This window comes from Streptomyces sp. NPDC086989, from assembly GCF_044745505.1.
Classification (GTDB): domain Bacteria; phylum Actinomycetota; class Actinomycetes; order Streptomycetales; family Streptomycetaceae; genus Streptomyces.
The window spans coordinates 501,136-521,204 of record NZ_JBIVAL010000006.1 but is presented as its reverse complement, the minus strand read 5'-3'; the positions used below and the strand labels follow the sequence as shown (position 1 = coordinate 521,204).

24 protein-coding genes and 1 pseudogene are annotated in these 20,069 nt (G+C 72.1%); 13 read left to right on the top strand and 12 right to left on the bottom strand.

Annotated elements, in window-relative coordinates; translation table 11 throughout:
* Positions 1-174: 174 nt before the first annotated feature.
* The gene (locus ACIPK4_RS18030; RefSeq protein ID WP_402313624.1) at positions 175-1,272 is read right to left on the bottom strand and encodes an alpha/beta hydrolase; all 1,098 of its coding nucleotides are present in this window, start codon (positions 1,270-1,272) and stop codon (positions 175-177) included.
* 116 nt (positions 1,273-1,388) lie between these two features.
* Positions 1,389-1,826, bottom strand: a complete 438-nt coding sequence (locus tag ACIPK4_RS18025; protein WP_402313622.1) for a MarR family winged helix-turn-helix transcriptional regulator — start codon at positions 1,824-1,826, stop codon at positions 1,389-1,391.
* Positions 1,827-1,905: 79 nt separating this feature from the next.
* Between ACIPK4_RS18025 and ACIPK4_RS18020 the strand changes: the two genes are divergently transcribed.
* Positions 1,906-2,901, top strand: a complete 996-nt coding sequence (locus ACIPK4_RS18020; protein ID WP_402313620.1) for an SMP-30/gluconolactonase/LRE family protein — start codon at positions 1,906-1,908, stop codon at positions 2,899-2,901.
* Positions 2,902-2,995: 94 nt separating this feature from the next.
* On the opposite strand, the gene ACIPK4_RS18015 is transcribed toward ACIPK4_RS18020, so the two are convergent.
* Both ACIPK4_RS18015 and ACIPK4_RS18010 read right to left on the bottom strand, forming a co-directional pair.
* Positions 2,996-5,179: a DEAD/DEAH box helicase gene (locus ACIPK4_RS18015; protein ID WP_402313618.1), complete on the bottom strand. Its 2,184-nt coding sequence runs from the start codon at positions 5,177-5,179 to the stop codon at positions 2,996-2,998.
* Positions 5,180-5,253: 74 nt separating this feature from the next.
* A complete protein-coding gene (locus tag ACIPK4_RS18010; RefSeq protein ID WP_402313616.1) occupies positions 5,254-5,730 on the bottom strand; it encodes a copper-binding protein in 477 nt (158 codons plus the stop codon).
* A 161-nt stretch (positions 5,731-5,891) separates the two neighbouring features.
* Here ACIPK4_RS18010 and ACIPK4_RS18005 point away from each other — a divergent pair, with 161 nt between their 5' ends.
* The 4 genes from ACIPK4_RS18005 (at position 5,892) to ACIPK4_RS17990 (ending at position 7,728) form a co-directional block, all read left to right on the top strand.
* Entirely contained in the window at positions 5,892-6,461 is a 570-nt protein-coding gene (locus tag ACIPK4_RS18005) for an RNA polymerase sigma factor (RefSeq protein ID WP_402313614.1), read from the top strand.
* The gene (locus ACIPK4_RS18000) at positions 6,458-7,177 is read left to right on the top strand and encodes a zf-HC2 domain-containing protein (RefSeq protein WP_402313612.1); all 720 of its coding nucleotides are present in this window, start codon (positions 6,458-6,460) and stop codon (positions 7,175-7,177) included. The genes ACIPK4_RS18005 and ACIPK4_RS18000 overlap by 4 nt, the downstream gene beginning before the upstream one ends.
* Positions 7,178-7,261: 84 nt before the next feature.
* Positions 7,262-7,441 carry a hypothetical protein gene (locus ACIPK4_RS17995; protein ID WP_054221839.1) on the top strand — a complete coding sequence of 60 codons (180 nt, stop codon included), beginning with the start codon at positions 7,262-7,264 and terminating at the stop codon, positions 7,439-7,441.
* The gene (locus ACIPK4_RS17990; RefSeq protein ID WP_402313683.1) at positions 7,438-7,728 is read left to right on the top strand and encodes a type II toxin-antitoxin system RelE/ParE family toxin; all 291 of its coding nucleotides are present in this window, start codon (positions 7,438-7,440) and stop codon (positions 7,726-7,728) included. The genes ACIPK4_RS17995 and ACIPK4_RS17990 overlap by 4 nt, the downstream gene beginning before the upstream one ends.
* A gap of 21 nt (positions 7,729-7,749) precedes the next feature.
* Here ACIPK4_RS17990 and ACIPK4_RS17985 read toward each other — a convergent pair whose 3' ends face one another.
* Positions 7,750-8,004 (bottom strand): Txe/YoeB family addiction module toxin, encoded by a 255-nt coding sequence (locus tag ACIPK4_RS17985; RefSeq protein ID WP_402313610.1) that lies wholly within the window; start codon positions 8,002-8,004, stop codon positions 7,750-7,752.
* Positions 8,001-8,210 (bottom strand): annotated as a pseudogene (locus ACIPK4_RS17980) (type II toxin-antitoxin system Phd/YefM family antitoxin); the annotation flags it as partial. The gene ACIPK4_RS17985 and the pseudogene ACIPK4_RS17980, both read right to left, overlap by 4 nt.
* Positions 8,211-8,793: 583 nt before the next feature.
* Between ACIPK4_RS17980 and ACIPK4_RS17975 the strand changes: the two are divergent.
* Entirely contained in the window at positions 8,794-9,063 is a 270-nt protein-coding gene (locus tag ACIPK4_RS17975) for a type II toxin-antitoxin system Phd/YefM family antitoxin (RefSeq protein ID WP_019434848.1), read from the top strand.
* Complete coding sequence (locus tag ACIPK4_RS17970; RefSeq protein ID WP_093677539.1) at positions 9,056-9,319, top strand: type II toxin-antitoxin system RelE/ParE family toxin; 264 nt, start codon at positions 9,056-9,058, stop codon at positions 9,317-9,319. Before ACIPK4_RS17975 ends, ACIPK4_RS17970 begins: the two co-directional genes overlap by 8 nt.
* Positions 9,320-9,452: 133 nt before the next feature.
* Here ACIPK4_RS17970 and ychF read toward each other — a convergent pair whose 3' ends face one another.
* Positions 9,453-10,541 carry a redox-regulated ATPase YchF gene (ychF, locus tag ACIPK4_RS17965; RefSeq protein WP_054221841.1) on the bottom strand — a complete coding sequence of 363 codons (1,089 nt, stop codon included), beginning with the start codon at positions 10,539-10,541 and terminating at the stop codon, positions 9,453-9,455.
* 134 nt (positions 10,542-10,675) lie between these two features.
* Here ychF and ACIPK4_RS17960 point away from each other — a divergent pair, with 134 nt between their 5' ends.
* Positions 10,676-11,203, top strand: a complete 528-nt coding sequence (locus tag ACIPK4_RS17960; protein ID WP_402313607.1) for a DUF6542 domain-containing protein — start codon at positions 10,676-10,678, stop codon at positions 11,201-11,203.
* A 77-nt stretch (positions 11,204-11,280) separates the two neighbouring features.
* Here the strand turns inward: ACIPK4_RS17960 and ppgK are convergent, their stop codons facing one another.
* On the bottom strand, positions 11,281-12,045 hold the full coding sequence (gene ppgK, locus ACIPK4_RS17955) for a polyphosphate--glucose phosphotransferase (RefSeq protein WP_402313606.1): 765 nt from the start codon (positions 12,043-12,045) through the stop codon (positions 11,281-11,283).
* A 33-nt stretch (positions 12,046-12,078) separates the two neighbouring features.
* On the bottom strand, positions 12,079-13,083 hold the full coding sequence (locus ACIPK4_RS17950; RefSeq protein WP_054221844.1) for a 4-hydroxy-3-methylbut-2-enyl diphosphate reductase: 1,005 nt from the start codon (positions 13,081-13,083) through the stop codon (positions 12,079-12,081).
* Between the two features lie 86 nt (positions 13,084-13,169).
* Here ACIPK4_RS17950 and ACIPK4_RS17945 point away from each other — a divergent pair, with 86 nt between their 5' ends.
* The 4 genes from ACIPK4_RS17945 to ACIPK4_RS17930 all read left to right on the top strand — a co-directional run bounded on the left by ACIPK4_RS17945 (position 13,170) and on the right by ACIPK4_RS17930 (position 16,909).
* A complete protein-coding gene (locus tag ACIPK4_RS17945; RefSeq protein WP_402313603.1) occupies positions 13,170-14,546 on the top strand; it encodes an APC family permease in 1,377 nt (458 codons plus the stop codon).
* A 94-nt stretch (positions 14,547-14,640) separates the two neighbouring features.
* A complete protein-coding gene (gene xseA, locus ACIPK4_RS17940) occupies positions 14,641-15,861 on the top strand; it encodes an exodeoxyribonuclease VII large subunit (protein ID WP_402313601.1) in 1,221 nt (406 codons plus the stop codon).
* Positions 15,862-15,967: 106 nt separating this feature from the next.
* Complete coding sequence (locus tag ACIPK4_RS17935) at positions 15,968-16,222, top strand: exodeoxyribonuclease VII small subunit (RefSeq protein ID WP_402313599.1); 255 nt, start codon at positions 15,968-15,970, stop codon at positions 16,220-16,222.
* Between the two features lie 96 nt (positions 16,223-16,318).
* Complete coding sequence (locus tag ACIPK4_RS17930) at positions 16,319-16,909, top strand: malonic semialdehyde reductase (RefSeq protein ID WP_376192996.1); 591 nt, start codon at positions 16,319-16,321, stop codon at positions 16,907-16,909.
* A gap of 124 nt (positions 16,910-17,033) precedes the next feature.
* On the opposite strand, the gene ACIPK4_RS17925 is transcribed toward ACIPK4_RS17930, so the two are convergent.
* On the bottom strand, positions 17,034-17,555 hold the full coding sequence (locus ACIPK4_RS17925; RefSeq protein WP_402313681.1) for a DUF4245 domain-containing protein: 522 nt from the start codon (positions 17,553-17,555) through the stop codon (positions 17,034-17,036).
* Between the two features lie 212 nt (positions 17,556-17,767).
* Here ACIPK4_RS17925 and glpX point away from each other — a divergent pair, with 212 nt between their 5' ends.
* Positions 17,768-18,799 (top strand): class II fructose-bisphosphatase, encoded by a 1,032-nt coding sequence (gene glpX, locus ACIPK4_RS17920; protein ID WP_054221849.1) that lies wholly within the window; start codon positions 17,768-17,770, stop codon positions 18,797-18,799.
* A 99-nt stretch (positions 18,800-18,898) separates the two neighbouring features.
* On the opposite strand, the gene ACIPK4_RS17915 is transcribed toward glpX, so the two are convergent.
* Both ACIPK4_RS17915 and ACIPK4_RS17910 read right to left on the bottom strand, forming a co-directional pair.
* Positions 18,899-19,297, bottom strand: a complete 399-nt coding sequence (locus ACIPK4_RS17915; protein WP_376192998.1) for a WhiB family transcriptional regulator — start codon at positions 19,295-19,297, stop codon at positions 18,899-18,901.
* A 138-nt stretch (positions 19,298-19,435) separates the two neighbouring features.
* Positions 19,436-20,035, bottom strand: coding sequence for a TIGR03086 family metal-binding protein (locus ACIPK4_RS17910; protein WP_402313597.1), 600 nt, complete (start codon positions 20,033-20,035; stop codon positions 19,436-19,438).
* Positions 20,036-20,069: the final 34 nt, after the last annotated feature.

Genomic DNA, 20,069 nt, shown 5'->3' with positions numbered 1-20,069 from the left:
CTTCTCCGGCGCTCCCGAAGAGCGCGGGTCGGACCGATCGGTCCCCCTTACACCCCTTACAGAGGTGTCAACGATCGGATGGGTTGCCTGGGACCGGCGGGACGTGGTGCGTGACACGGGGGGCCCGGATTCCGTGCGGAAGGCCTGTTCAGGCGGGTGGTCCGGCCGGCCCGGTCAGCCGGTTGCGGGCTGCGGCCCCTTGAGGACCTTGCTGATCCACTCCAGGGAGCCCTCCCTCATGCCCCGGACGTAGTGCCAGCCGTTGTGCTCGCCGTTCTGGATGTCGCGGATGGTCGTCCTGACCGGGCCCTTGCCGAACTGCTGCTGGAACCTGACCATCCGGTCCTTCCCGGTCTCCTTGGTGCCGACCTGGAAGTTGATGTAGACCTCGGGACCGCCCGCGTCGATCAGCTTCGCGGCGAGCTTCTCGGGGTTGTTCGCGTCCATCTCCGCCTGGTGGCCCTTCCACAGCGGGGAGTCGGGGACGATCTCGCCGCCACTGGCGATCACGGCCTTGAAGCGGTCGGGGTACTGCAGGACGGCCTTCATGCCGACGAAGGCACCGGAGGAGGACCCCATGAAGGCCCAGCCGTCGCGGGACCGGTACGTACGGAAGTTGGCCCGGGTGAACGCGGGGACGTCCTCGGTGAGCCAGGTGCCGATCCGGGGCTGGCCCGGTATGTCGGCGCCGTCGTAGTAGTACTTGGCGTCCGGGTTGAGCACCGGCATGATCACGATGAACGGCAGGCTGGTGCCGGCCTTCACACCGTCGCTGATGGCCTTCTGGAGGCCCAGGCTGCGGTCGGCCCAGTAGTTCTCGGGGAATCCGTTGCCGCCGGGCAGGGCGATGAGCACCGGGAAGGCGCTCTTCTCGTACTGCGCCTCGCCGTACTCCTTCGGCGTCCACACCCAGACGTCGCCCTCGAAGCCGGACTCGGCACCCGCGACACGGGACTTCGCGATGACCGTGCCGTCGTCGAGCTTGGCGGTCTGCTTGAAGTTGGACCTCGGACCGGCCGGCAGGAGCACGTCCGGGTCGCCGGTGGGCGTCGGGGAGGCCGAGGGCGCCGCCGGGGACTCCCCGCCCGTGCCGGATGCGGCGGAGGCGGAGGCGGAGGCGGGAGCCTTGCCGAAGCTCACCGAGTTCCCGTTGCCGGAGAACCACTCGAGTTTCCAGGCGGCGAAGCCGGCGCCGCCGAGCAGGAGCGCGAAGGCCACGACGGCGGTCATCCCCTTCGCGCGCAGCGAGCGCCTGGGCGGGTACTGGTGCACGGACTTCGCTCCGAACGGTCGCGGCCGTCCCGGTCGGGACGGCAGGGCAGGGCAGGGCAGGGCAGGCAGGGCAGGCGGGGACACGCACACGGCCGGAGGCTCATACCTCCGGCGGATCACCGCTGGGCGTCGAGGGCCTCCGCGCACCGCCCGAGCAGGTCGATCAACTGCTCCCGCTCCGCCGCCGAGAACGCGGCGGCCAGCGCCCGCTCCACCCGTACGGCACCGGAGTCGGCCAGCTCCATGGCGGCCCGGCCCTCCTCCGTCAGCCGGGTTTCGAGCACGTTGCGGTGCCATTCGTGCACGGTCCGCTCGATGAGCCCGCGCTCCTGGAGGTTCTTCAGCACGGTGTTCATCGTCGGCGGCGTCACCCCGCACAGGCGGGCGAGCGCGGCCGCGGAGATGCCCGGCTTCTCGGAGAGCCAGAGCAGGGCGGCGTACTGGGGAACCGTCACCGCTGCGGGCTTGAGGGCGGCGTTCTTGGCCGCGAGAAGCGCCTGTTCGGCGCGCTTGACGTGCGAGCCGATGCGCTCCTGGGGAGGCATGGAGGTCATTCCCGCATCCTAATGCTCTTGCATACATTAGAGCTCTAACTTAGATTCGTGGTCACCTATACGGAAGAGGACATCCACTGTGCTGAAGAAGCTCCTGCCCCTCACCCTCGTGACCCTGACCACAGCGCTCACCCTCGGCGCGGCCCCGGCCGCGCAGGCCGCGCAGACCGCCCAGTCGGCGCAGGCGTCCGACGGGCGCATCACGACGGCCTTCACCCTCCCCGGCGAGAAGGTCTACCCCGAGGGCATAGCCACCGACCCCCGCGACCGGACCGTCTACGTCGGCTCGTACGCGGACGGCACCGTCTACCGGGCCCGCCCCGGCCGGCGCACCGCCGAGGTCTTCCTGCCCGCCGGCACCGACGGCCGCCACACGGCGAACGGCCTGCGCGTCGACGCGCGCGGGCGGCTGTGGGTGACCGACTCCACCTCCGGGGTCGCGGTCTACGACACCGCGTCGGGCAGGCGCCTGGCCCACTTCGAGGTCACCGGGACCGCCGGGCTCTTCGTCAACGACCTGACCATCACCCCGGACGGCACCGCCTACCTGACCGACAGCGTCCGCGCGGTGATCTACCGGGTCACCCCGGCCCAGCTGGCGGCGGGCTCGGGCCCGCTGCTCGCCGCGTACGACCTGAGCGGCCACCTCACCCCGTCCCCGGCGGGCAGCTTCTCCCTCAACGGCATCGTCTCGGACCCCGCGGGCCGCTTCCTCCTGGCCGTGGACATGACCGCGGGCGACCTCCACCGCGTCGACCTGCGCACCGGTGCGATCTCCCGCGTCGCCCTCCAGGGCGGCGACCTCACCCACGGCGACGGCCTCGACCTGGCGCCCGACGGCACCCTGCGGGTGGCCCACAACACCACCAACACCCTGACCCGGTGGCACCTCAGCCCCGACGGCACGCGGGCCCGGCTCACCCGGAAGCTCACCGACCCGGCGCTGCAGATCCCGACCACGCTCAGCCACACCGCGGGCGGCACGCTGGTGGTCCGCTCCCAGTTCGACAAGGGCGGCCCCATGGGCCCGGGCACGCCGACCACCTTCACGGTCGCCTCGGTCCGCGGGCTCTGACCTTCGTCCGCGGGCTCCGGCCGGCGTCGGCGGCTCCGGCCTGCGCCGGCGGTCTCCGGCCTGGACGCGCCGCCCGCCCGGCCCGGCCCCGCGGTCAGCGGGCGCGCGCGGCGCCGAGCCGTGCCTGCTCCTCCTCGACGATGCGCCGGGCCAGCGAGGTGTCCGAGACGTCGACCGCCTCGGGCGCAGCCTCCGCCACGGCGCTGCGCCGGGCGTACGCGTCGAACAGCCGCGCCTTGCGCTCCAGTACCTCCAGCATCCGCTGGTCCACCCCGTCCGTGGCCAGCAGCCGGTGCACCCGTACCGCGCGCACCTGGCCCATCCGGTGCGCGCGGGCCACCGCCTGTTGCTCCATGGTCGGCTTGACCTGCGGCTCGCAGAGGATGACCACCGACGCCGCCTGGAGGTTGATCCCGGTACCGCCCGCCTCGATCTGCGCCAGCAGTACCGCGTGCCCGGCCGCCGCGCCGAAACCGTCGACCAGCCGCTGGCGGCGGGCGGGCGGCACGCTCCCGGAGATCGGCCCGAAGAGCCGGCCGCCGTGCCCCGGCGCGGACCGCTGCGGGCCGAGCACCGCCTCGACCGCCCCGAGCACCTCGCGGAACGCGGAGAACACCACGACCTTCAGCCCGTTGGCGGCGGCCTCCGCCACCAGCTCGCGCAGCCGCTGCAGCTTCGCCGACCGCTCCGGCCGCGCGTACGCGGCCCGGCGCATCGCCATGAAGTTGCCGGCCCGGACCGCCTCCCGGTAGGCGTCCCGGTCGGCCGCGCTGAGCTCCTCCCACTCGTCGGTCCACTGGAGCCCGGGCAGTTCGGCGAGCACGTCGCGCTGGTTGCGCCGCAGGTACGCGGGTGCCACCGCCTTGCGGAACGCCCTGGAACCCGCGACCGTGCCGACGTCGCCGATCCCGGAGGCCGCCTCCGGCTGCAGGACCCGTACGAGACCGCGGAACTCCGCGACCCGGTTCTCCATCGGCGTGCCGGTGAGGAACAGGACGTATGCGCAGCGGGCGGCCCACGCGGCGACCGCCAGGGAGCGCTGCGCCTGCGGGTTCTTGACGTGGTGCGCCTCGTCCACGACGAGCATCCCCAGCTCGCCGGGGGCGAGTTCGGGGAACCCGGTCAGCGCCTGGAAGGTCGTCACGGCCACCCCGCCCTCCGTCCGCCAGTCCGCGAAGGCGTCGTGCCGGCCGGGACCGTGGAGGGCGACCGCGCGCAGGGTGCTGCGCGCCTCGATCTCCCGGGTCCAGTTGATCAGTACGCCGGCCGGGCAGACCACGAGGAAGTGGCGCCGGCCCTGCGCGGCGAGGTGCGCGAGCACCGCGAGCGCCTGGATCGTCTTGCCCAGCCCCATCTCGTCGCCGAGGATCACCCGTCGCTGGGCGAGGGCGAAGCGGGCGCCGAAGGCCTGGTACCCGCGCAGCGAGACCCGGCTGTGCGTGCCGTCGAGGGCCTGGGCGCGGACCCGTTCGGCGAGCGCGTCGGGCAGGAACCCCTGGGCGGCGGCCGGGTCGGGGCCGCCCCCCGCCCGCTCGGTGATCTCCGCGAGCAGGCCGTAGTACTCGGCCGAGCGCAGCTCGAAGTCGACCCAGGCGGCCGCCTCGTCGGCGGGGCCGCGCAGCAGGTCGACCGATGCCTGTCCGAGCAGGACGGGCACCCCCTCGGCGACGGCCCGCGCGGTCTGGCGGCCGATCCCTTCGAGGGCGCCCAGCGCCCGCTTCCGCCTCTCCCGTCCCGCGAACCACAGCCGCAGCCGGCCGGCGGCGGGCCTGGCGTCGGCGAGCAGGGGCCCCAGCCCGGCGTCGAGCGCCGTGGCCGCCTCCACGGCCCGGCGGGCGTCCGGCCCCGCCTCGACGAGCAGCTGGAGGGCGGCCACCAGGGCGGTGGTCCGGGGATCGGGGTGGTCGACGTCCAGATGTACGGCGACGGTCTCCCCGACCGCCTCGGCGAGCTGCCGGGCGGCGCCGAGCGCCTGGTCGGCGGTCTGCTGCCCGACCCCGGGGATCTGCCGGAGCCGGTGGCGCCCGGCGTCCAGCACCCCCTGCACGGTGTCGAGGCCGGCCGCCTCGATGGCGGCCACCCGCAGCCGCCCCTCGGTGACGTGGGTCAGCCGGTCGACGGGGATCCGCACCAGCTCGCGGCGGGCGAGTTCCGCGTGGATCGGAGCCCAGGCCTCCCGGACGGCGTCGACGGCCCTGCGGTGGTCGGCCAGCAGCGCCGCGGCGGCCGCGTGCAGCGCCTCGCCCGCGTCGATCACCTCGGCCGCCCTGCGCCGCATGCCCCTCACCCCTCGAATGGGCCCGGCCGCGCCGGGTAACGCCTGCACGCAACCTACCGCCCGGTGGGGGACGCTCAGTAGCCGTTCATGGCGGCGCCCACGGTGATCTGCGTCTTCATGCCGAGGTCCTTGTGCCCGTCGACCGGGCAGTAGAGCTCGTACGCACCCTCCTTGAGGGTGATGTCGAGGGTCCCGTTCTCCCCCGGTGCCAGGGTCTTGGAACGCTGCTCCCCGCCCGGCCCCTCGATCTCCAGGGCGTGCTCGTGGTGGCCGGTGTTCCTGAGGGCGAAGGTGTAGGGCCCCGGCGTGAACGCCGTCCGGGACAGGGCGATGTGGAAGTCGCTCAGGTCCGCGGTGACCCGGGTCGAGGCCGGTGCGGCCGGAGCCGGGGTGACGGGGGCGGCGGGGGCGGCGGGCGGGGTGGGGGTCGCCGCCGGGCCGTTCCCGGCGCCTCCGTAGCCGCCGCCCCCGCAGGCGGCGAGCAGCACCGCCAGCGCTCCGGCCGCCAGCCCCGGCCCCACGCGGCCGGTCCGGGTGAGTGTTCCTGTCATGGCTCGGCCCTCCGGTGTTCTCGTACCCACGGGATACGGCCGAGCGGCGCCGGCGGATTGGGCACAGGAACGGGAGGCGGGGGCAGAATTAAGGGGTGTTTCCCCATGAACCGGAACCAATCCATCCGGGGAGCCCGAACGTATCTCCTGATGTGCAGAGAATGGGCCTCCCGCTCGGGCGTGCACCGGACGAGGCATTGCTGTCGGGCTTGGCGACGGGTGATCCCGAGATCGCCGTCGCGTTCGTGCGCCGCTTCCAGGGCACCGTCTTCGGCGTGGCCATCGCAGTGGTCGGCGATGCGCAGCTCGCCGAGGACATCGCGCAGCAGACGTTCGAGCGGGCGTGGCAGCACGCGCAGGTCTACGACTCTCGGCGCGGCTCCGTACGGACCTGGCTGACGGCGATCGCACACCATCTGGCGATCGACGCGGTCCGGGCCCGCCGGGCCAGTCCGGTCGCCCCCGAGGACCTGGACGCCCTCATCGACATCATGACGGAGACCCCCGAACAGCACGCGGTCGCCGCGGAGACCTCGGCCGGGATCCGGGCGGCCGTGGCGGCCCTGCCCCGGGAGCAGGCCCGCGCCCTGGTGATGGCCGGCATCTACGGGCTGACCGCGCAGCAGATCGCCGACATGGAGCAGGTCCCGCTGGGGACGGCCAAGACGCGGATCCGGACTGCGATGCACAAGCTGCGCAGGACCCTGGGGGCCGAGGAGATCCGGCGATGAGCGAGATGAGCTGCGAGCAGCTGAGGGAGCTCGACGCCGAGCTGGCGTTGGACATCCTCCCGGCCCGGGAGCGCGCCCGTGCGGTCGCCCACCTGGACCACTGCGCCGGCTGCCGGGGACACATCGAGCAGCTGGCCCTGGTCGGCGACGGGCTGCTCGGCCTGCTGCCGGGCACGGAGCCTCCGGTCGGCTTCGAGAGCCGCGTCACCGCCGCCCTCCTGCCGCCCCCGGCGCCGGAGCCGTCCCGGGTACCGGCGCCGGCGCGGTCGCCCGGCCGGCGGTGGCTGATGCGGCCCCGGGTCGCGGCCGTGGTGGCGGCCCTGGCCGTGGCCTGCGGTTTCGGCGGCTGGGCGGCGGGCACGGCGATCGAGCAGGCCGCGGCGCCGGTGTCCCCGGCGGCCCGCGCGAACGCCCAGCTGATCCAGGCGCCGCTGATCACGAACGGCCGGGAGGTGGGCCAGGTCTTCGCCCATCCGGGCACGAAGGGCTGGGTGTACATGTCGGTGGACCTGGAGAAGCCGATGCCCGAGGTCAGCTGCGTCCTCGACCACACGGACGGCACGATGACCCGCCTCGGCACGTTCTCGCTCCAGGACGGCTACGGCTACTGGGTCGCGACGGCCGACGTCAACGCCACGACCCTGGCCGGCGCCCGCCTCCTCACCCCGGGGGGCTCGGTCCTCGCGTCGGCCCACTTCACCCGGCCGATCACCTAGAGTGAGGCTCCGAGATGCGTGAGTGACGCCCCGGTGCCAGGGTGGTGGACGTCCCCCTCACCCTCTTCGAGGAGCGAAACCGGCATGGCGAAGAAGCAGCCGCCCCAGGACAAGGCCAACAAGCTCAAGGAGCAGGCCAAGCAGAAGATGCAGGAAGCCAAGCAGGGGAAGAACCCCATGTCCGAGGACATGGACCGGGAGGACATGGGCATGGAGATGCCCCAGGACCGCCCCCGCCCGTCCGACTCCCCCCGCAGCCGCTGACCGCACCCCGTCACCCGGAAGGGGTCGGACTCGTCGGAGTCCGACCCCTTCCGGCTCGCGCGACCGCGACGAAGCCCGTCGCCCGCGCCATGGCACTGCGCATCCTGGCCAAGCTGACCGAGCTGGAGACCGCCCCCCTCGGCTTCAACACCACCGCACTCGTGTCCCAGCCCGAACGGCGCCGTCTGCGCGTCGGTGACCACCGCGTCGTCTACACCCTCGACGACAGAGAACTGGCGGTGTGGGTCGTTCACGTGGGACACCGGTCCACCGTTCACGACACCTGATTTCTGACTCGTAGCCAGCCATCAGTAGCGGTAGCGGGCGGCCAGAACGATGATCTCCCGGTCCGTCACCAGGTAGGCGAGCCGGTGCTCGTCATCGATCCGCCGCGACCACGCGCCAGGCAGGTGGTACTTCAAAGGTTCGGGCTTGCCGATCCCCGAGAACGGGTCACGCCTCACGCCCTCGATGAGCTTGTTGATTCGAGCGAGCACCTTGCGGTCGTTCTTGAGCCAGGACGTGTAGTCCTCCCAGCCCTGATCCTCGAAGACAAGCCTCACGCGGCACCCGCACCCGCGTCCGCCGAGTCCGGATCAATCAGCTCGCGCTCCGACACGTTGATGTTCGCCAGGGCGTTCTCGTACGCCTTGAGGAGCCGGCGAGCGTTCGCCGGAGAGCGCAGCAGATACGAGCCCTCGCGCAGCGCCGCGTAGTCCTCTGCCGAGACGAGCACAGCATTGCCGTGCTTCGAGACGATCTCGATGGCCTAATAACGTACCACTCCCCACACCCCTCGCGCAGGGTGAAGCAGCCAGGGGGACGTCGCTGCGGCACCGAGCGACTTCAGCCCCCGCGACGGACCTGCAAGCACCCCGCAAACGGCCACGATGCAGCCATAAAGAGCAATTGCCGGCTGCGCTACACCCAGTAGGGCCTCGCCGAGATGCGCGTCGTGCGCCCGGCGATGAGGTGACGGACCAGGCGAAGGCGCGGACGGCAGCGCAGAAGCCTCGCCTGCATCCCAGCACGACAGGAGTGAGCAGGGGTGATGAGAGTGACGTGGGGTCACATTTCCCAGCACCATCCCAGCACGGGAAACAGTCAGGGGTCCGACTCCGAAGAGCCGAACCCCTTTGACCTGCACGTTTGCTAGATCATCTGCGTTGCGGTACATAGCTGGCTACACGTTGAAGCGGAACGTTCAGCTCAGAGCTCCGACCTGCGCAAACACGGTTCCGGAAGTGGCTATCCAGCACCTATCCAGCACGGTGCGAGTTCATCCAGCACATCCAGCACCACGCCGCCCGGCAAGGTGGTGTACACATGGCACACTCGGTACGCTTGAGCGCATGACGCAGCCGCTGCCCATAGAGTCCATCCGCGACGTGCGCGCACACCTGGCTGAGGTGGTAGAGCGCGCGGATCGCGACGACGTACCCACAGTGATCACGCGCCGAGGCAAGGAAGTCGCCGCCGTGGTCTCCATCGAGGTGCTGCGCAAGTACCAGGAGTGGGAAGAGCGCGAGATCAACCGGATCATCGACGAGCGCATGGCCAACCCGGCACCTGGCATCCCGATCGAGGACATCATGAGGGAGACGCTGGCGCGCGGTGAGTGAGTACCGAACCGTCTTCCGGCCAGAGGCGCAGGCCGAGCTTCGGAAGATCCCGCGCGACATGGCGCTGCGCATCCTGGCCAAGCTGACCGAACTGGAGAGCGACCCTCTCGGCTTCAACACCACCGCGCTCGTGTCGCAGCCGGAACGCCGTCGGCTGCGGGTCGGCGACTACCGCGTCGTCTACACGATCGACAACGGGGAGCTCGTGGTGTGGGTCGTGCACGTCGGGCATCGCTCCACCGTTTACGACACCTGACGCCAGCTGATCAAACGTCAGAATATCCAGCACCCATCCAGCACGGTGACGGCGAAGGGGTCGACTCCCCGAGGAGTCGACCCCTTCTGACCTGCCCGCTTGACGGATTATCTAGCGTGCAGTAACTGTTCGATTACACGTTGAAGCGGAACTCGACCACGTCGCCGTCCTGCATGACGTAGTCCTTGCCCTCCATGCGGGCCTTGCCCTTGGCGCGGGCTTCGGCGACCGAGCCGCAGTCGACCAGGTCCGCGAAGGAGATGACCTCGGCCTTGATGAAGCCGCGCTGGAAGTCGGTGTGGATCACGCCGGCGGCCTCGGGGGCCGTGGCGCCCTGCTTGATGGTCCAGGCGCGGGTTTCCTTCGGGCCGGCCGTCAGGTAGGTCTGCAGGCCCAGGGTGGCGAAGCCGACGCGGCCGAGGGTGGCCAGGCCGGGCTCGTCCTGGCCGACCGACTGGAGGAGTTCGAGGGCTTCCTCGTCGTCCAGCTCGGAGAGGTCCTGTTCCAGCTTGGCGTTCAGGAAGATGGCCTCCGCCGGGGCGACCAGTGCGCTCTGCTCCGCCTTGAAGGCGTCGTCCACGAGCTCGTCCTCGTCCACGTTGAAGACGTAGAGGAACGGCTTGGTGGTTAGCAGGTGCAGCTCGTGGAGGAGGTCACCCTGCTCCGTGCCCTTGGTGATGCCCTTCGAGAAGAGGGTGTCGCCCGCCTCGAGGATCTTCTTCGCCTCGACGACGGCGGCCAGGACCGCGACCTTGTCCTTCTGGAGGCGGGACTCCTTCGTCAGGCGCGGCTCCGCCTTCTCGATGGACTGGAGGTCGGCCAGGATCAGCTCGGTGTTGATCGTCTCGATGTCGTCCTTCGGCGAGACCTTGCCGTCGACGTGCACGACGTTCTCGTCCTTGAAGGCACGGATGACCTGGCAGATCGCGTCCGACTCGCGGATGTTCGCGAGGAACTTGTTGCCCAGGCCCTCGCCCTCCGAGGCGCCGCGCACGATGCCCGCGATGTCGACGAAGTCGACCGTCGCCGGCAGGATGCGCTGCGAGCCGAAGATGCCGGCGAGGACGGCCAGGCGCGGGTCCGGGACGCCGACGACGCCGACGTTCGGCTCGATGGTGGCGAACGGGTAGTTGGCCGCCAGCACGTCGTTCTTGGTCAGGGCGTTGAACAGGGTCGACTTGCCGACATTCGGCAGGCCGACGATTCCGATCGTGAGCGACACGTTGGCGACTTCCCGTAGCTGGAGGGGGCGGCGGCCCGGGGTGGGCCACCGGACAGTTTACTTTCCGATGAGTGGCAGTCGTTGTACGCGTGTCCCCACACCGGAACCGTGCTCGCCCCGCCTAGCGTGGTGGGGTGGAGCAATACAGGACGCGTTCGGCGGATCACCCCCAGCGACAGCAGCCGGAGCGGGCGCAGGAGCGGCGCCCGGACCGGCCCGTCGGCGGTGTGCCCGCCCAGGGCGGCCGGCCCCGGCCCGCGCCGGCCCGCCGGATGCCGCGGCCCCGGCTGACCGGGCTCGGCGGCGGGCTGTTCGCCTGCGTCGCGATGAACCTGGCCGCCGGGATCGCCTGGCTCCTCTTCGACGGCTCGCTGCTCGCGTACGGGCTGCTCTTCCTGCCGGTCGCGGCCGCCACCGCCCTCTGGGTGCGCCCCGCCGACCTGATCACCGCGCCGGTCTCCGCGCCGATCGCCTTCGCCGCCGGGGTCTGGCCCCTTTCGGGCGGCTCCGGCGGCTTCGGCGCGGAGGTGATGGGACTCGTGTCCGCCCTGTCGCTGCACGCCGGCTGGCTGTACGGGGGAACCCTCGTCTCCGCGCTGATCGTCGTCGTGCGGAAGGCGGTGCTGATCTCCCGCCGGAGGCTCCCCCGCCGGACCGCCTGACCCGGCCGGACCGCCTGACCCGGCCGACCCGCCTGACCCGGCCGACCCGGCCGACCCGCTCGCCGCGCCCGACGCGGCTAGCCCGCCGAACCCCGTCCGGCCTGCGCCGCCCGCGCCGCCATCGCCGCACCCACGATGCCCGCGTTGTTCTGGAGCCTCGCCGGGACGATCTCGGCCCGGATGCCCTCGATCAGGGGGAGGAACTTCTCCGGTTTGCGGCTGACGCCGCCGCCGATGATGAAGAGGTCCGGGGAGAAGAGCATCTCCACGTGCTCCAGGTACCTCTGCACCCGGTGCGCCCAGCGCTCCCAGGTGAGGTCCCCGTCCTCCTTGGCCTTGACCGAAGCCCGCTTCTCGGCGTCGTGGCCCTTGAGCTCCAGGTGGCCGAGCTCCGTGTTCGGCACCAGCCGGCCGTCCGTGAACAGGGCGCTGCCGATGCCCGTGCCCAGCGTCAGCACGATCACGGTCCCGCCCCGGCCCTTGCCCGCGCCGTACGTGATCTCCGCGATCCCGGCCGCGTCCGCGTCGTTGAGGACGGTGACCGGCTGTCCGCCGAGCCGCTTCGACAGCAGGGACGCCGTGTCGACGCCGATCCAGCCCTTGTCCATGTTGGCCGCCGTACGGGTCACGCCGCCTGTGACGACTCCGGGGAACGTCACGCCCACCGGCCCATCCCAGTCGAAGTGGCGCACCACCTCGACGACGCAGCCGGCCACCCCGTCGGGGGTGGCCGGCTGCGGTGTCAGTACCTTGTGGCGCTCCTGCGCCAGCTCGCCACGGTCCAGGTCCGCGGGAGCGCCCTTGATCCCGGAACCACCGATGTCCACGCCGAAGATCTGCATGGAGACACCGTAGGGAACTTCGCGGGCGGGGGCCTACTTCTCGGCGACCAGCGCGGCCGCTTCCGCGCGCAGGTCGCGGCGCAGCTCCTTCGGCAGGGAGAAGGTGATGGACTCCTCCGCCGTCTTGACGATCTCGACGTCGCCGTAGCCGCGGGCCGCCAGCCACTCCAGGACCTCCTCGACCAGAACCTCCGGCACCGAGGCGCCCGAGGTCAGACCGACCGTGGTGACGCCCTCCAGCCAGGCCTCGTCGATCTCGCTCGCGAAGTCGACCAGGTGGGCGGCCTTGGCGCCGGCGTCGAGGGCGACCTCGACCAGCCGGATCGAGTTCGAGGAGTTCTTGGAGCCGACGACGATGACCAGGTCGGAGTCGGCGCCCATGACCTTGACCGCTGCCTGGCGGTTCGAGGTGGCGTAGCAGATGTCGTCGCTCGGCGGGGAGACCAGCAGCGGGAACTTGGTCTTCAGCGCGTCGACGGTCTCCATGGTCTCGTCGACCGACAGGGTGGTCTGGGAGAGCCAGACGACCTTCGACTCGTCGCGGACGGTGACCTTCTCCACGTCGTGCGGGCCGTCCACGATCGTGATGTGGTCCGGGGCCTCGCCGGAGGTGCCGATGACCTCCTCGTGGCCCTCGTGGCCGATGAGGAGGATGTCGAAGTCCTCGTTCGCGTACCGGATGGCCTCCTTGTGCACCTTGGTGACCAGCGGGCAGGTCGCGTCGATCGTCGCGAGCTTGCCGGCCGCCGCCTCCTCGTGCACCACGGGCGCCACGCCGTGCGCGGAGAACATCACGATGGAGCCCTCGGGGACCTCCTCCGTCCGCTCGACGAAGATGGCGCCCTTCTTCTCCAGGGTCTGGACGACGTACTTGTTGTGCACGATCTCGTGCCGGACGTAGACCGGCGCACCGTACTGCTCAAGGGCCTTCTCGACGGCGATCACGGCTCGGTCCACGCCTGCGCAGTAGCCGCGCGGGGCGGCGAGCAGGACGCGTCGGGAAGCGGGAGCAGGGGCGGCAGCAGTCATGTGGTCCATCGTACGGGGGTCTCCAGGAGGCCGGGCGTCGCCCGTTCGGCACAGACTGGGTCGAACGTACGAGCCGACCGCCCCCCGGAGGAATGATGGCGTCCGTGACGGACCCCGGCACGGCGCCGAAGCCGGCCCTGCGGCGGAGCCTCGGCTTCCGGGACCTGGTGGTGTACGGGCTCCTGTTCATCGCCCCCATGGCCCCGGTCGGGGTCTTCGGCACCCTCGACGCGAAATCGCACGGCGCCGTCGCGCTCGTCTACCTCTTCGCGACGGTCGCGATGGCCTTCACGGCGTTCTCGTACGCGCAGATGGTCCAGGTGGCCCCGCAGGCCGGGTCGGTCTTCACGTACGCGCGCAAGGGGCTCGGCGAGGGGGCCGGCCTGATCGCCGGCTGGATGGCGATGCTCGACTACCTCCTGATCCCGGCGGTCGCGTACCTGTTCTCCGGGATCGCGATGAACGCGCTGGTCCCGGAGGTCTCGCGGTGGGTGTGGACGGCGCTGGCCGTGCTGGTGACCACCGCGCTGAACCTGTGGGGCGTACGGGCGGCCGCCCGCGTGGGGTTCGCCGTGCTGGCGATGGAGATCGCGGTGCTGCTGGTGTTCGTGGTGGCCGCGGTGACGGTGCTGGCCCGGGGCGGGGCGCAGCGCGGCTGGCTCTCGCCGCTGACCGGGGACGGTTCCCTGGGGTTCTCCCTGACGGCGGTCCTGGGCGCGGTGTCGGTGGCGGTCCTGTCGTACCTCGGCTTCGACGCGATCGCCTCGTTCGCGGAGGAGGTGACGGGGGGTTCGGCGCGGGTGGCGCGCGCGGTGCTGTTCTGCCTGGTGCTGGCCGGGACGCTGTTCGTCGTGCAGGGCTACCTGGCGGCGCTGCTGATGCCGGTGTCCTCGGCGGAGCTGGCCGCCGATCCGGCGCAGCAGGGGCCGGCCTTCTACGACGCGGTGGAGTCCTCGGCCGGCTCCTGGCTGCACGACCTGGTCGCGGCCAGCAAGGCGGTCGGGGCGGCCTTCGCGGCGCTGGCCGGGCAGGCGGCGGCGGGCCGGCTGGTGTTCGCGATGGCCCGGGAGCGGCGGCTGCCGGGGGCGCTCGCGCGCACCTCGGACGGGACCCCGCGGCCGGCGCTGCTGGTGGCGGCGACGATCACGCTGGTCGCGGCGGTGTGGGCGGCCCGGCGCGACGACGGGCTCGACCAGCTGGTCTCGGTGGTGGACGTCGGCGCGCTGGTGGCGTTCACGCTGCTGCACGCCTCGGTGGTCGGCTGGTTCGTGGTCAGGCGCGGGGCGGGCGACCCGGTCTGGTGGAAGCACCTGCTGGTCCCGGTGCTCGGGGCGGCGGTGACGGTCGCGGTGATCGTGGAGGCCTCCCGGACGGCGCAGGTGGTGGGCGCGGTGTGGCTGGTGGCGGGCCTGTGCGTGCTGACCGCCCAGCGGGGCCGGCGCCCGGGCCCCGGCGACCCGGCGCACGCCTGAGGGCTGTCCGACCGGGGGCGGCGCGGGGCGGCCGGATCCCGACACCCTCGTCGCACCCTGAGACGCTGTCAGCGCGGGCGGATAGCCTGCGTACATGGGTCTGAATACGTCGGCTGACGCGCCGCTGCCGGTCGGCCGGGTGTCCCGGCTCATCGGGGGCTGGATCGACAGGCTCGGCCAAGTGTGGGTGGAAGGGCAGATCACGCAGCTCTCGCGGCGGCCGGGGGCGGGGGTGGTCTTCCTGACGCTGCGCGATCCGTCGCACGACATCTCGCTCAGCGTCACCTGCTTCCGCCAGGTCTTCGACGAGGTCGCGGACGCGGTGACGGAGGGCGCGCGCGTCGTCGTCCTGGCCAAGCCGGAGTGGTACGCCCCGCGCGGGCAGCTGTCGCTGCGGGCGACCGAGATACGGCCCGTCGGCATCGGCGAGCTCCTCGCCCGGCTGGAGAAGCTCAAGCGGTCGCTCGCCTCCGAGGGGCTGTTCGCGCCGGACCGCAAGAAGCCGCTGCCGTTCCTGCCGCAGCTGATCGGGCTGGTGGTCGGGCGGGCATCGGCGGCCGAGCGCGACGTGCTGGAGAACGCCCGGCGCCGCTGGCCGGCGGTCCGCTTCGAGGTGCGCAACGTCGCGGTGCAGGGGGTGCACGCGGTGCCCCAGGTGATCCGGGCGGTCAAGGAGCTCGACGCCCTGGACGAGGTCGACGTGATCATCGTGGCGCGCGGCGGCGGCAGCGTGGAGGACCTGCTGCCGTTCTCCGACGAGGAGGTCGTACGGACGGTCGCGGCGGCCCGTACGCCGGTGGTCTCGGCGATCGGGCACGAGCCGGACTCCCCGCTGCTGGACCTGGTCGCGGACCTGCGGGCCTCCACGCCCACGGACGCGGCGAAGAAGGTCGTCCCGGACGTCGGCGAGGAGCTGGAGCGGGTACGCCAGCTCCAGGGCCGCGGGCTGCGGGCCGTGCGCGGGCTGCTCGACCGGGAGGAGCGGGGTCTGGCACACGCCCTCGCCCGGCCGGTCTTCGTCCATCCGCAGCGGATGGTGGAGACCCGCGAGGCCGAGGTCGAGGCCCTGCTGGGGCGCAGCCGGCGGACGCTGGGGCACCTGCTGGACCGGGCCGATTCGGAGCTGGCCCACACCCTGGCCCGGGTGGTGGCCCTGTCACCGGCGGCCACCCTGGAGCGGGGGTACGCCGTGCTCCAGCGGGCGGACGGGCACGTGGTGCGCTCGCCGGAGGACGTCTCGGCGGACGAGGTGCTGCGGGCGCGCGTGGCCGAGGGCGAGTTCTCCGTACGCGTCGCCGGGCAGCGCGACGAGTGAGCCGCACGCCCGGCACGCCCGCGAGGCCCCGCACGCCCGCGAGGCCCCGCACGCACGCGATCCCCTGCACGGACAAGATGCACTGCACAGACAAGGTGGGACGGGAATGACGGAAACCGATACCTCGTTGGGGTACGAGCAGGCCCGGGACGAACTCATCGAGGTCGTCCGGAAGCTGGAGGCCGGGGGCACCTCGCTGGAGGACTCGCTCGCGCTCTGGGAGCGCGGCGAAGAGCTCGCGCGGGTCTGCCGGCACTGGCTGGAGGGTGCCCGCGCCCGGCTCGACTCCGCGCTGGCGGCCCGCGAGGCGGGGGACACCCCGGCCGACGGGGACGGCGGGGCGGAGGAGGACGAAGGGTGATTCAAGTCACCTTCAAGCCGATTTAGTTGAATCTTCTACCACTTTGGGGCTAAAGTCGGACCATCGCTTCACCTCCGTATGGAAGAAGGCTTTCCGATGTCTCTCGTTCTTGACTCCGCCGCTCAGGACCTGCTGTTCCGCGAGGCCCGCACCGCCAACTCGTTCTCCGACGAGCCGGTGACCGAGGAGCAGGTCCAGGCGATCTACGACCTGGTCAAGTACGGCCCCACCGCCTTCAACTCGACGCCGCTGCGCATCACCCTGGTCCGCTCCCCCGAGGCCCGTGAGCGCCTCGTGAAGCTCATGGCCGAGGGCAACCAGGCCAAGACCGCCGCCGCGCCGCTCGTCGCGATCCTCTCCGCGGACAACGAGTTCCACGAGGAGCTCCCGGCCCTGCTCCCGCACTTCCCGCAGGCCAAGGACGCCTTCTTCAGCGAGCGCCCGGTCCGCGAGCAGTCGGCCCTGATGAACGCCGCCCTGCAGGCCGCGTACTTCATCGTGGGCATCCGCGCCGCCGGCCTGGCCGCGGGCCCGATGGGCGGCCTGGACTTCGCGGGCGTCCAGAAGGAGTTCCTGGACGACGACCACACCCCGCTGATGGTCGTCAACATCGGCAAGCCGGGCGAGGACGCGTGGTTCCCCCGCGGCCCGCGCCTGAGCTTCGACCAGGTCATCACCACCGTCTGAGGCCGGTCCGGACACCCTGGACAGCTAAGCGGAAGGCCGCTCCCCGATGATCCGGGGAGCGGCCTTCTCGCATGTCACCGCCGGCGCGCGGTCGCCCGCTCCGGCCGGCGCCGGCGCCAGCCCGCTACTGCGCGCCCTGCTTGAACTCCAGCGCCGCCGCCATCCTGCCCAGGTCCTCGAACGAGGCCGTGCCCGTGACGACCGTGGCGTAGCCCTGCTCCTGCCGGACGAGGGCGTCGTACTTCTCGCCCTCCCAGCGCTCCCAGGCCAGGTCGCCGACCTGCTGCAGCTGCCCGGTGGCCTTGGCCCGCTGGGTGACGGACGCCAGGTGCTTGGCCGACGCGTCGCTGGACTGCTCGACGGCGACGTACTGCCCCTGCGGGTCCAGGAAGCCCAGGTGCCAGGCGTTCGCGGCCTTGCGGTCGAACGTCACCGAGGTCGCCCGCCACTCGGCCGGGAGCCCCACGGGCGCGGCCACGGGGTACGGCGCCGCGCGCCGCGCGGTGATCGTCTCCACCCGGTAGTCGACCACGTGTGTCGGATCGGCCTTGTCGTCGTGCGGGATGAAAATGTAGATCCCCGCGACGACGACACCGATCACCGCCAGCGACCGGACCATGTCCCAGACCGTCTGCTTGCCCTTCATACCTGCCACGGCACCATCGTCCCCCATGGCCCGGAGCGATCTCCGGCGGGGTCGGCGCGGCGACCGCAGCAGTCCGCAAGATGTCCGCTCACGCCAAACGCCTGACCGATATTCCGCTCATACGTGACCCGGTCTGCTCAATTTGTCGACGTGACGATAGAGTTCCAGCACCCTCACTTCCCGGCCGTCGCCGTACAGAAAGGTGCGCTCCGATGACCGAGCACAACCTGCCGCCCCAGCTCGAAGTCTCTCCGGAGGCCCCCGACCGCAACCTGGCCCTGGAACTCGTCCGGGTGACCGAGGCCGCCGCCATGGCCGCGGGCCGGTGGGTCGGGCGCGGCGACAAGCTCGGCGCCGACGGCGCCGCGGTCAACGCGATGCGCACCCTGATCTCCACCGTCTCGATGAACGGCGTGGTCGTCATCGGCGAGGGCGAGAAGGACGAAGCGCCCATGCTGTTCAACGGCGAGCGGGTCGGCGACGGCACCGGCGCCGAGGTCGACATCGCCGTCGACCCGATCGACGGCACCACCCTGAACGCCAAGGGCATGCCGAACGCCATCGCCGTGCTCGCCGCCGCCGACCGCGGCACCATGTTCGACCCGTCCGCGGTCTTCTACATGGAGAAGCTGGTCACCGGCCCGGAGGCCGCCGACTTCGTCGACATCAACGCCCCGGTGTCCGTCAACATCCGGCGCGTCGCCAAGGCCAAGAACATGGCCGTCGAGGACGTCACCGTGGTCATCCTGGACCGGCCCCGCCACGAGGGCATCGTCAAGGAGATCCGCGAGACCGGCGCCCGCATCAAGTTCATCTCGGACGGTGACGTCGCCGGTTCGGTCATGGCCGTCCGCGAGGGCACCGGCGTCGACCTGCTCCTCGGCATCGGCGGCACCCCCGAGGGCATCATCTCGGCCTGCGCCATCAAGTGCCTCGGCGGCACCATCCAGGGCAAGCTGTGGCCGAAGGACGAGGCCGAGCGCCAGAAGGCCATCGACGCGGGCCACGACCTGGACCGGGTCCTGCACACCAACGACCTGGTCTCGGGCGAGAACGTCTTCTTCGTCGCCACCGGCATCACGGACGGCGAGCTGCTGCGCGGCGTGCACTACCGCTCGGAGACCGCGACCACGTCCTCCCTGGTCATGCGCTCGAAGTCCGGCACGATCCGGCAGATCGACTCCACCCACCGCCTGTCGAAGCTGCGCGCCTACAGCGCGATCGACTTCGACCGCGCCCAGTAGGAGCGCGCCGAGCACCAGCGCCGGCCGGCGGCCGGCACGGCGAGAGGGGCGTCACCGCGTGCGGCGGTGGCGCCCCTCTCGTCTGCCTGCGTACGGGGTTCAGCCCGCGGCGGCTATCGGCCCTGCTCCCGGCGCTTGGCGCAGCTCCGCCGCCCGGCGCCTGCGGCGGGCCAGCACCACGCGGCGTTCGGCCGCGGTGAGCCCGCCCCAGACCCCGTACGGCTCCGGCTGGAGCAGGGCGTGCTCGCGGCAGGCGACCATCACGGGGCAGCGGGCACAGACGCGCTTGGCGGCCTCCTCGCGGGAGAGCCGGGCCGCGGTCGGTTCCTTGGAGGGGGCGAAGAACAGCCCCGCCTCGTCCCGGCGGCACACCGCCTCCGCGTGCCATGGTCCGTCCTCTTCCCTCGCCGGCACCCGCGGCTTCGGTACGGCGGCCGGACGCGCCTGAAGGCTCTGTACGGCTGCTACCTGCAGGGACTGATGCGGCGGATGCTGCACGGTCTACTCCTGACGACGTATACGCAAGCGAGAGACGATGCACCTGTCCCTACCCGCTGTGCGCGCCCCTATGCACTGTGTGGAGCCCGCGCGCCGCCCCGGCGGAATTCGACCGAAACGCGACGCCGCCGTGCGCTCTCAGACCTCCGGCGGCGTCCAGTCGGGGCGCCGGCCCAGGAAGGCGAGTAGCGAGCCGACCGGGTCGGCGGCGGCATCGGGGGCGGGCTCGACCGCCGGGGCGTAGGCGAAGCCGCGCAGGGGCTCGACGAGGGCCTCCGCCGCAGGCCGCAGGCCGGCCGCGAGGGCGGGGGTGAGCGGGGAGGGCCGGCCCGTGGCGACGGCGATGTCCCAGGCGTGGACGGCGGCGTCGAGGGCGGCCGCGCCGACCGCGGTCTCGGCGGTGACCGTGAACGGGGGCAGCGGTACGGCGACCTCCGCCGTACCGGGCGCGACCGCGGCGAAGGCCGCGGCGGCGGCGTCCAGGGCGGGCTCCAGCAGCTCCGCGGGGACCCCGGCCGGGGCGGCGGAGGGCTCGAAGGGGTCCTCGGCCGGGCCGGGGCCGCCGGTGAGGCGGGCGGCGTAGGCGAGCTGGTCGCCGGCGGCGTGCCGGAGCACCTGGCCGGCGTTCCACCGGTCGCAGGGCGTCGGGCGGCTCCAGGCGTCGGCGGGCACGCCGTCGACGGCGGTGCGCAGCGCGTCGTGCGCGTGATCGAGCAGGTCCCACGTGGATGCGGTCATGGGCCGATCGTACGGGCGCCGTTTCGGCCAAGTC

Bases quoted from the DNA above. Each gene is read 5' to 3' on its own strand.
- ACIPK4_RS18025 (WP_402313622.1), bottom strand. From the start codon at position 1,826: ATGACCTCCATGCCTCCCCAGGAGCGCATCGGCTCGCACGTCAAGCGC.
- ACIPK4_RS18015 (WP_402313618.1), bottom strand. From the start codon at position 5,179: ATGCGGCGCAGGGCGGCCGAGGTGATCGACGCGGGCGAGGCGCTGCAC.
- ACIPK4_RS18010 (WP_402313616.1), bottom strand. From the start codon at position 5,730: ATGACAGGAACACTCACCCGGACCGGCCGCGTGGGGCCGGGGCTGGCG.
- ACIPK4_RS18005 (WP_402313614.1), top strand. From the start codon at position 5,892: ATGGGCCTCCCGCTCGGGCGTGCACCGGACGAGGCATTGCTGTCGGGC.
- ACIPK4_RS18000 (WP_402313612.1), top strand. From the start codon at position 6,458: ATGAGCGAGATGAGCTGCGAGCAGCTGAGGGAGCTCGACGCCGAGCTG.
- ACIPK4_RS17995 (WP_054221839.1), top strand. From the start codon at position 7,262: ATGGCGAAGAAGCAGCCGCCCCAGGACAAGGCCAACAAGCTCAAGGAG.
- ACIPK4_RS17975 (WP_019434848.1), top strand. From the start codon at position 8,794: ATGACGCAGCCGCTGCCCATAGAGTCCATCCGCGACGTGCGCGCACAC.
- ppgK (WP_402313606.1), bottom strand. From the start codon at position 12,045: ATGCAGATCTTCGGCGTGGACATCGGTGGTTCCGGGATCAAGGGCGCT.
- ACIPK4_RS17950 (WP_054221844.1), bottom strand. From the start codon at position 13,083: ATGGACCACATGACTGCTGCCGCCCCTGCTCCCGCTTCCCGACGCGTC.
- ACIPK4_RS17945 (WP_402313603.1), top strand. From the start codon at position 13,170: ATGGCGTCCGTGACGGACCCCGGCACGGCGCCGAAGCCGGCCCTGCGG.
- xseA (WP_402313601.1), top strand. From the start codon at position 14,641: ATGGGTCTGAATACGTCGGCTGACGCGCCGCTGCCGGTCGGCCGGGTG.
- ACIPK4_RS17935 (WP_402313599.1), top strand. From the start codon at position 15,968: ATGACGGAAACCGATACCTCGTTGGGGTACGAGCAGGCCCGGGACGAA.
- ACIPK4_RS17930 (WP_376192996.1), top strand. From the start codon at position 16,319: ATGTCTCTCGTTCTTGACTCCGCCGCTCAGGACCTGCTGTTCCGCGAG.
- ACIPK4_RS17925 (WP_402313681.1), bottom strand. From the start codon at position 17,555: ATGAAGGGCAAGCAGACGGTCTGGGACATGGTCCGGTCGCTGGCGGTG.
- glpX (WP_054221849.1), top strand. From the start codon at position 17,768: ATGACCGAGCACAACCTGCCGCCCCAGCTCGAAGTCTCTCCGGAGGCC.
- ACIPK4_RS17910 (WP_402313597.1), bottom strand. From the start codon at position 20,035: ATGACCGCATCCACGTGGGACCTGCTCGATCACGCGCACGACGCGCTG.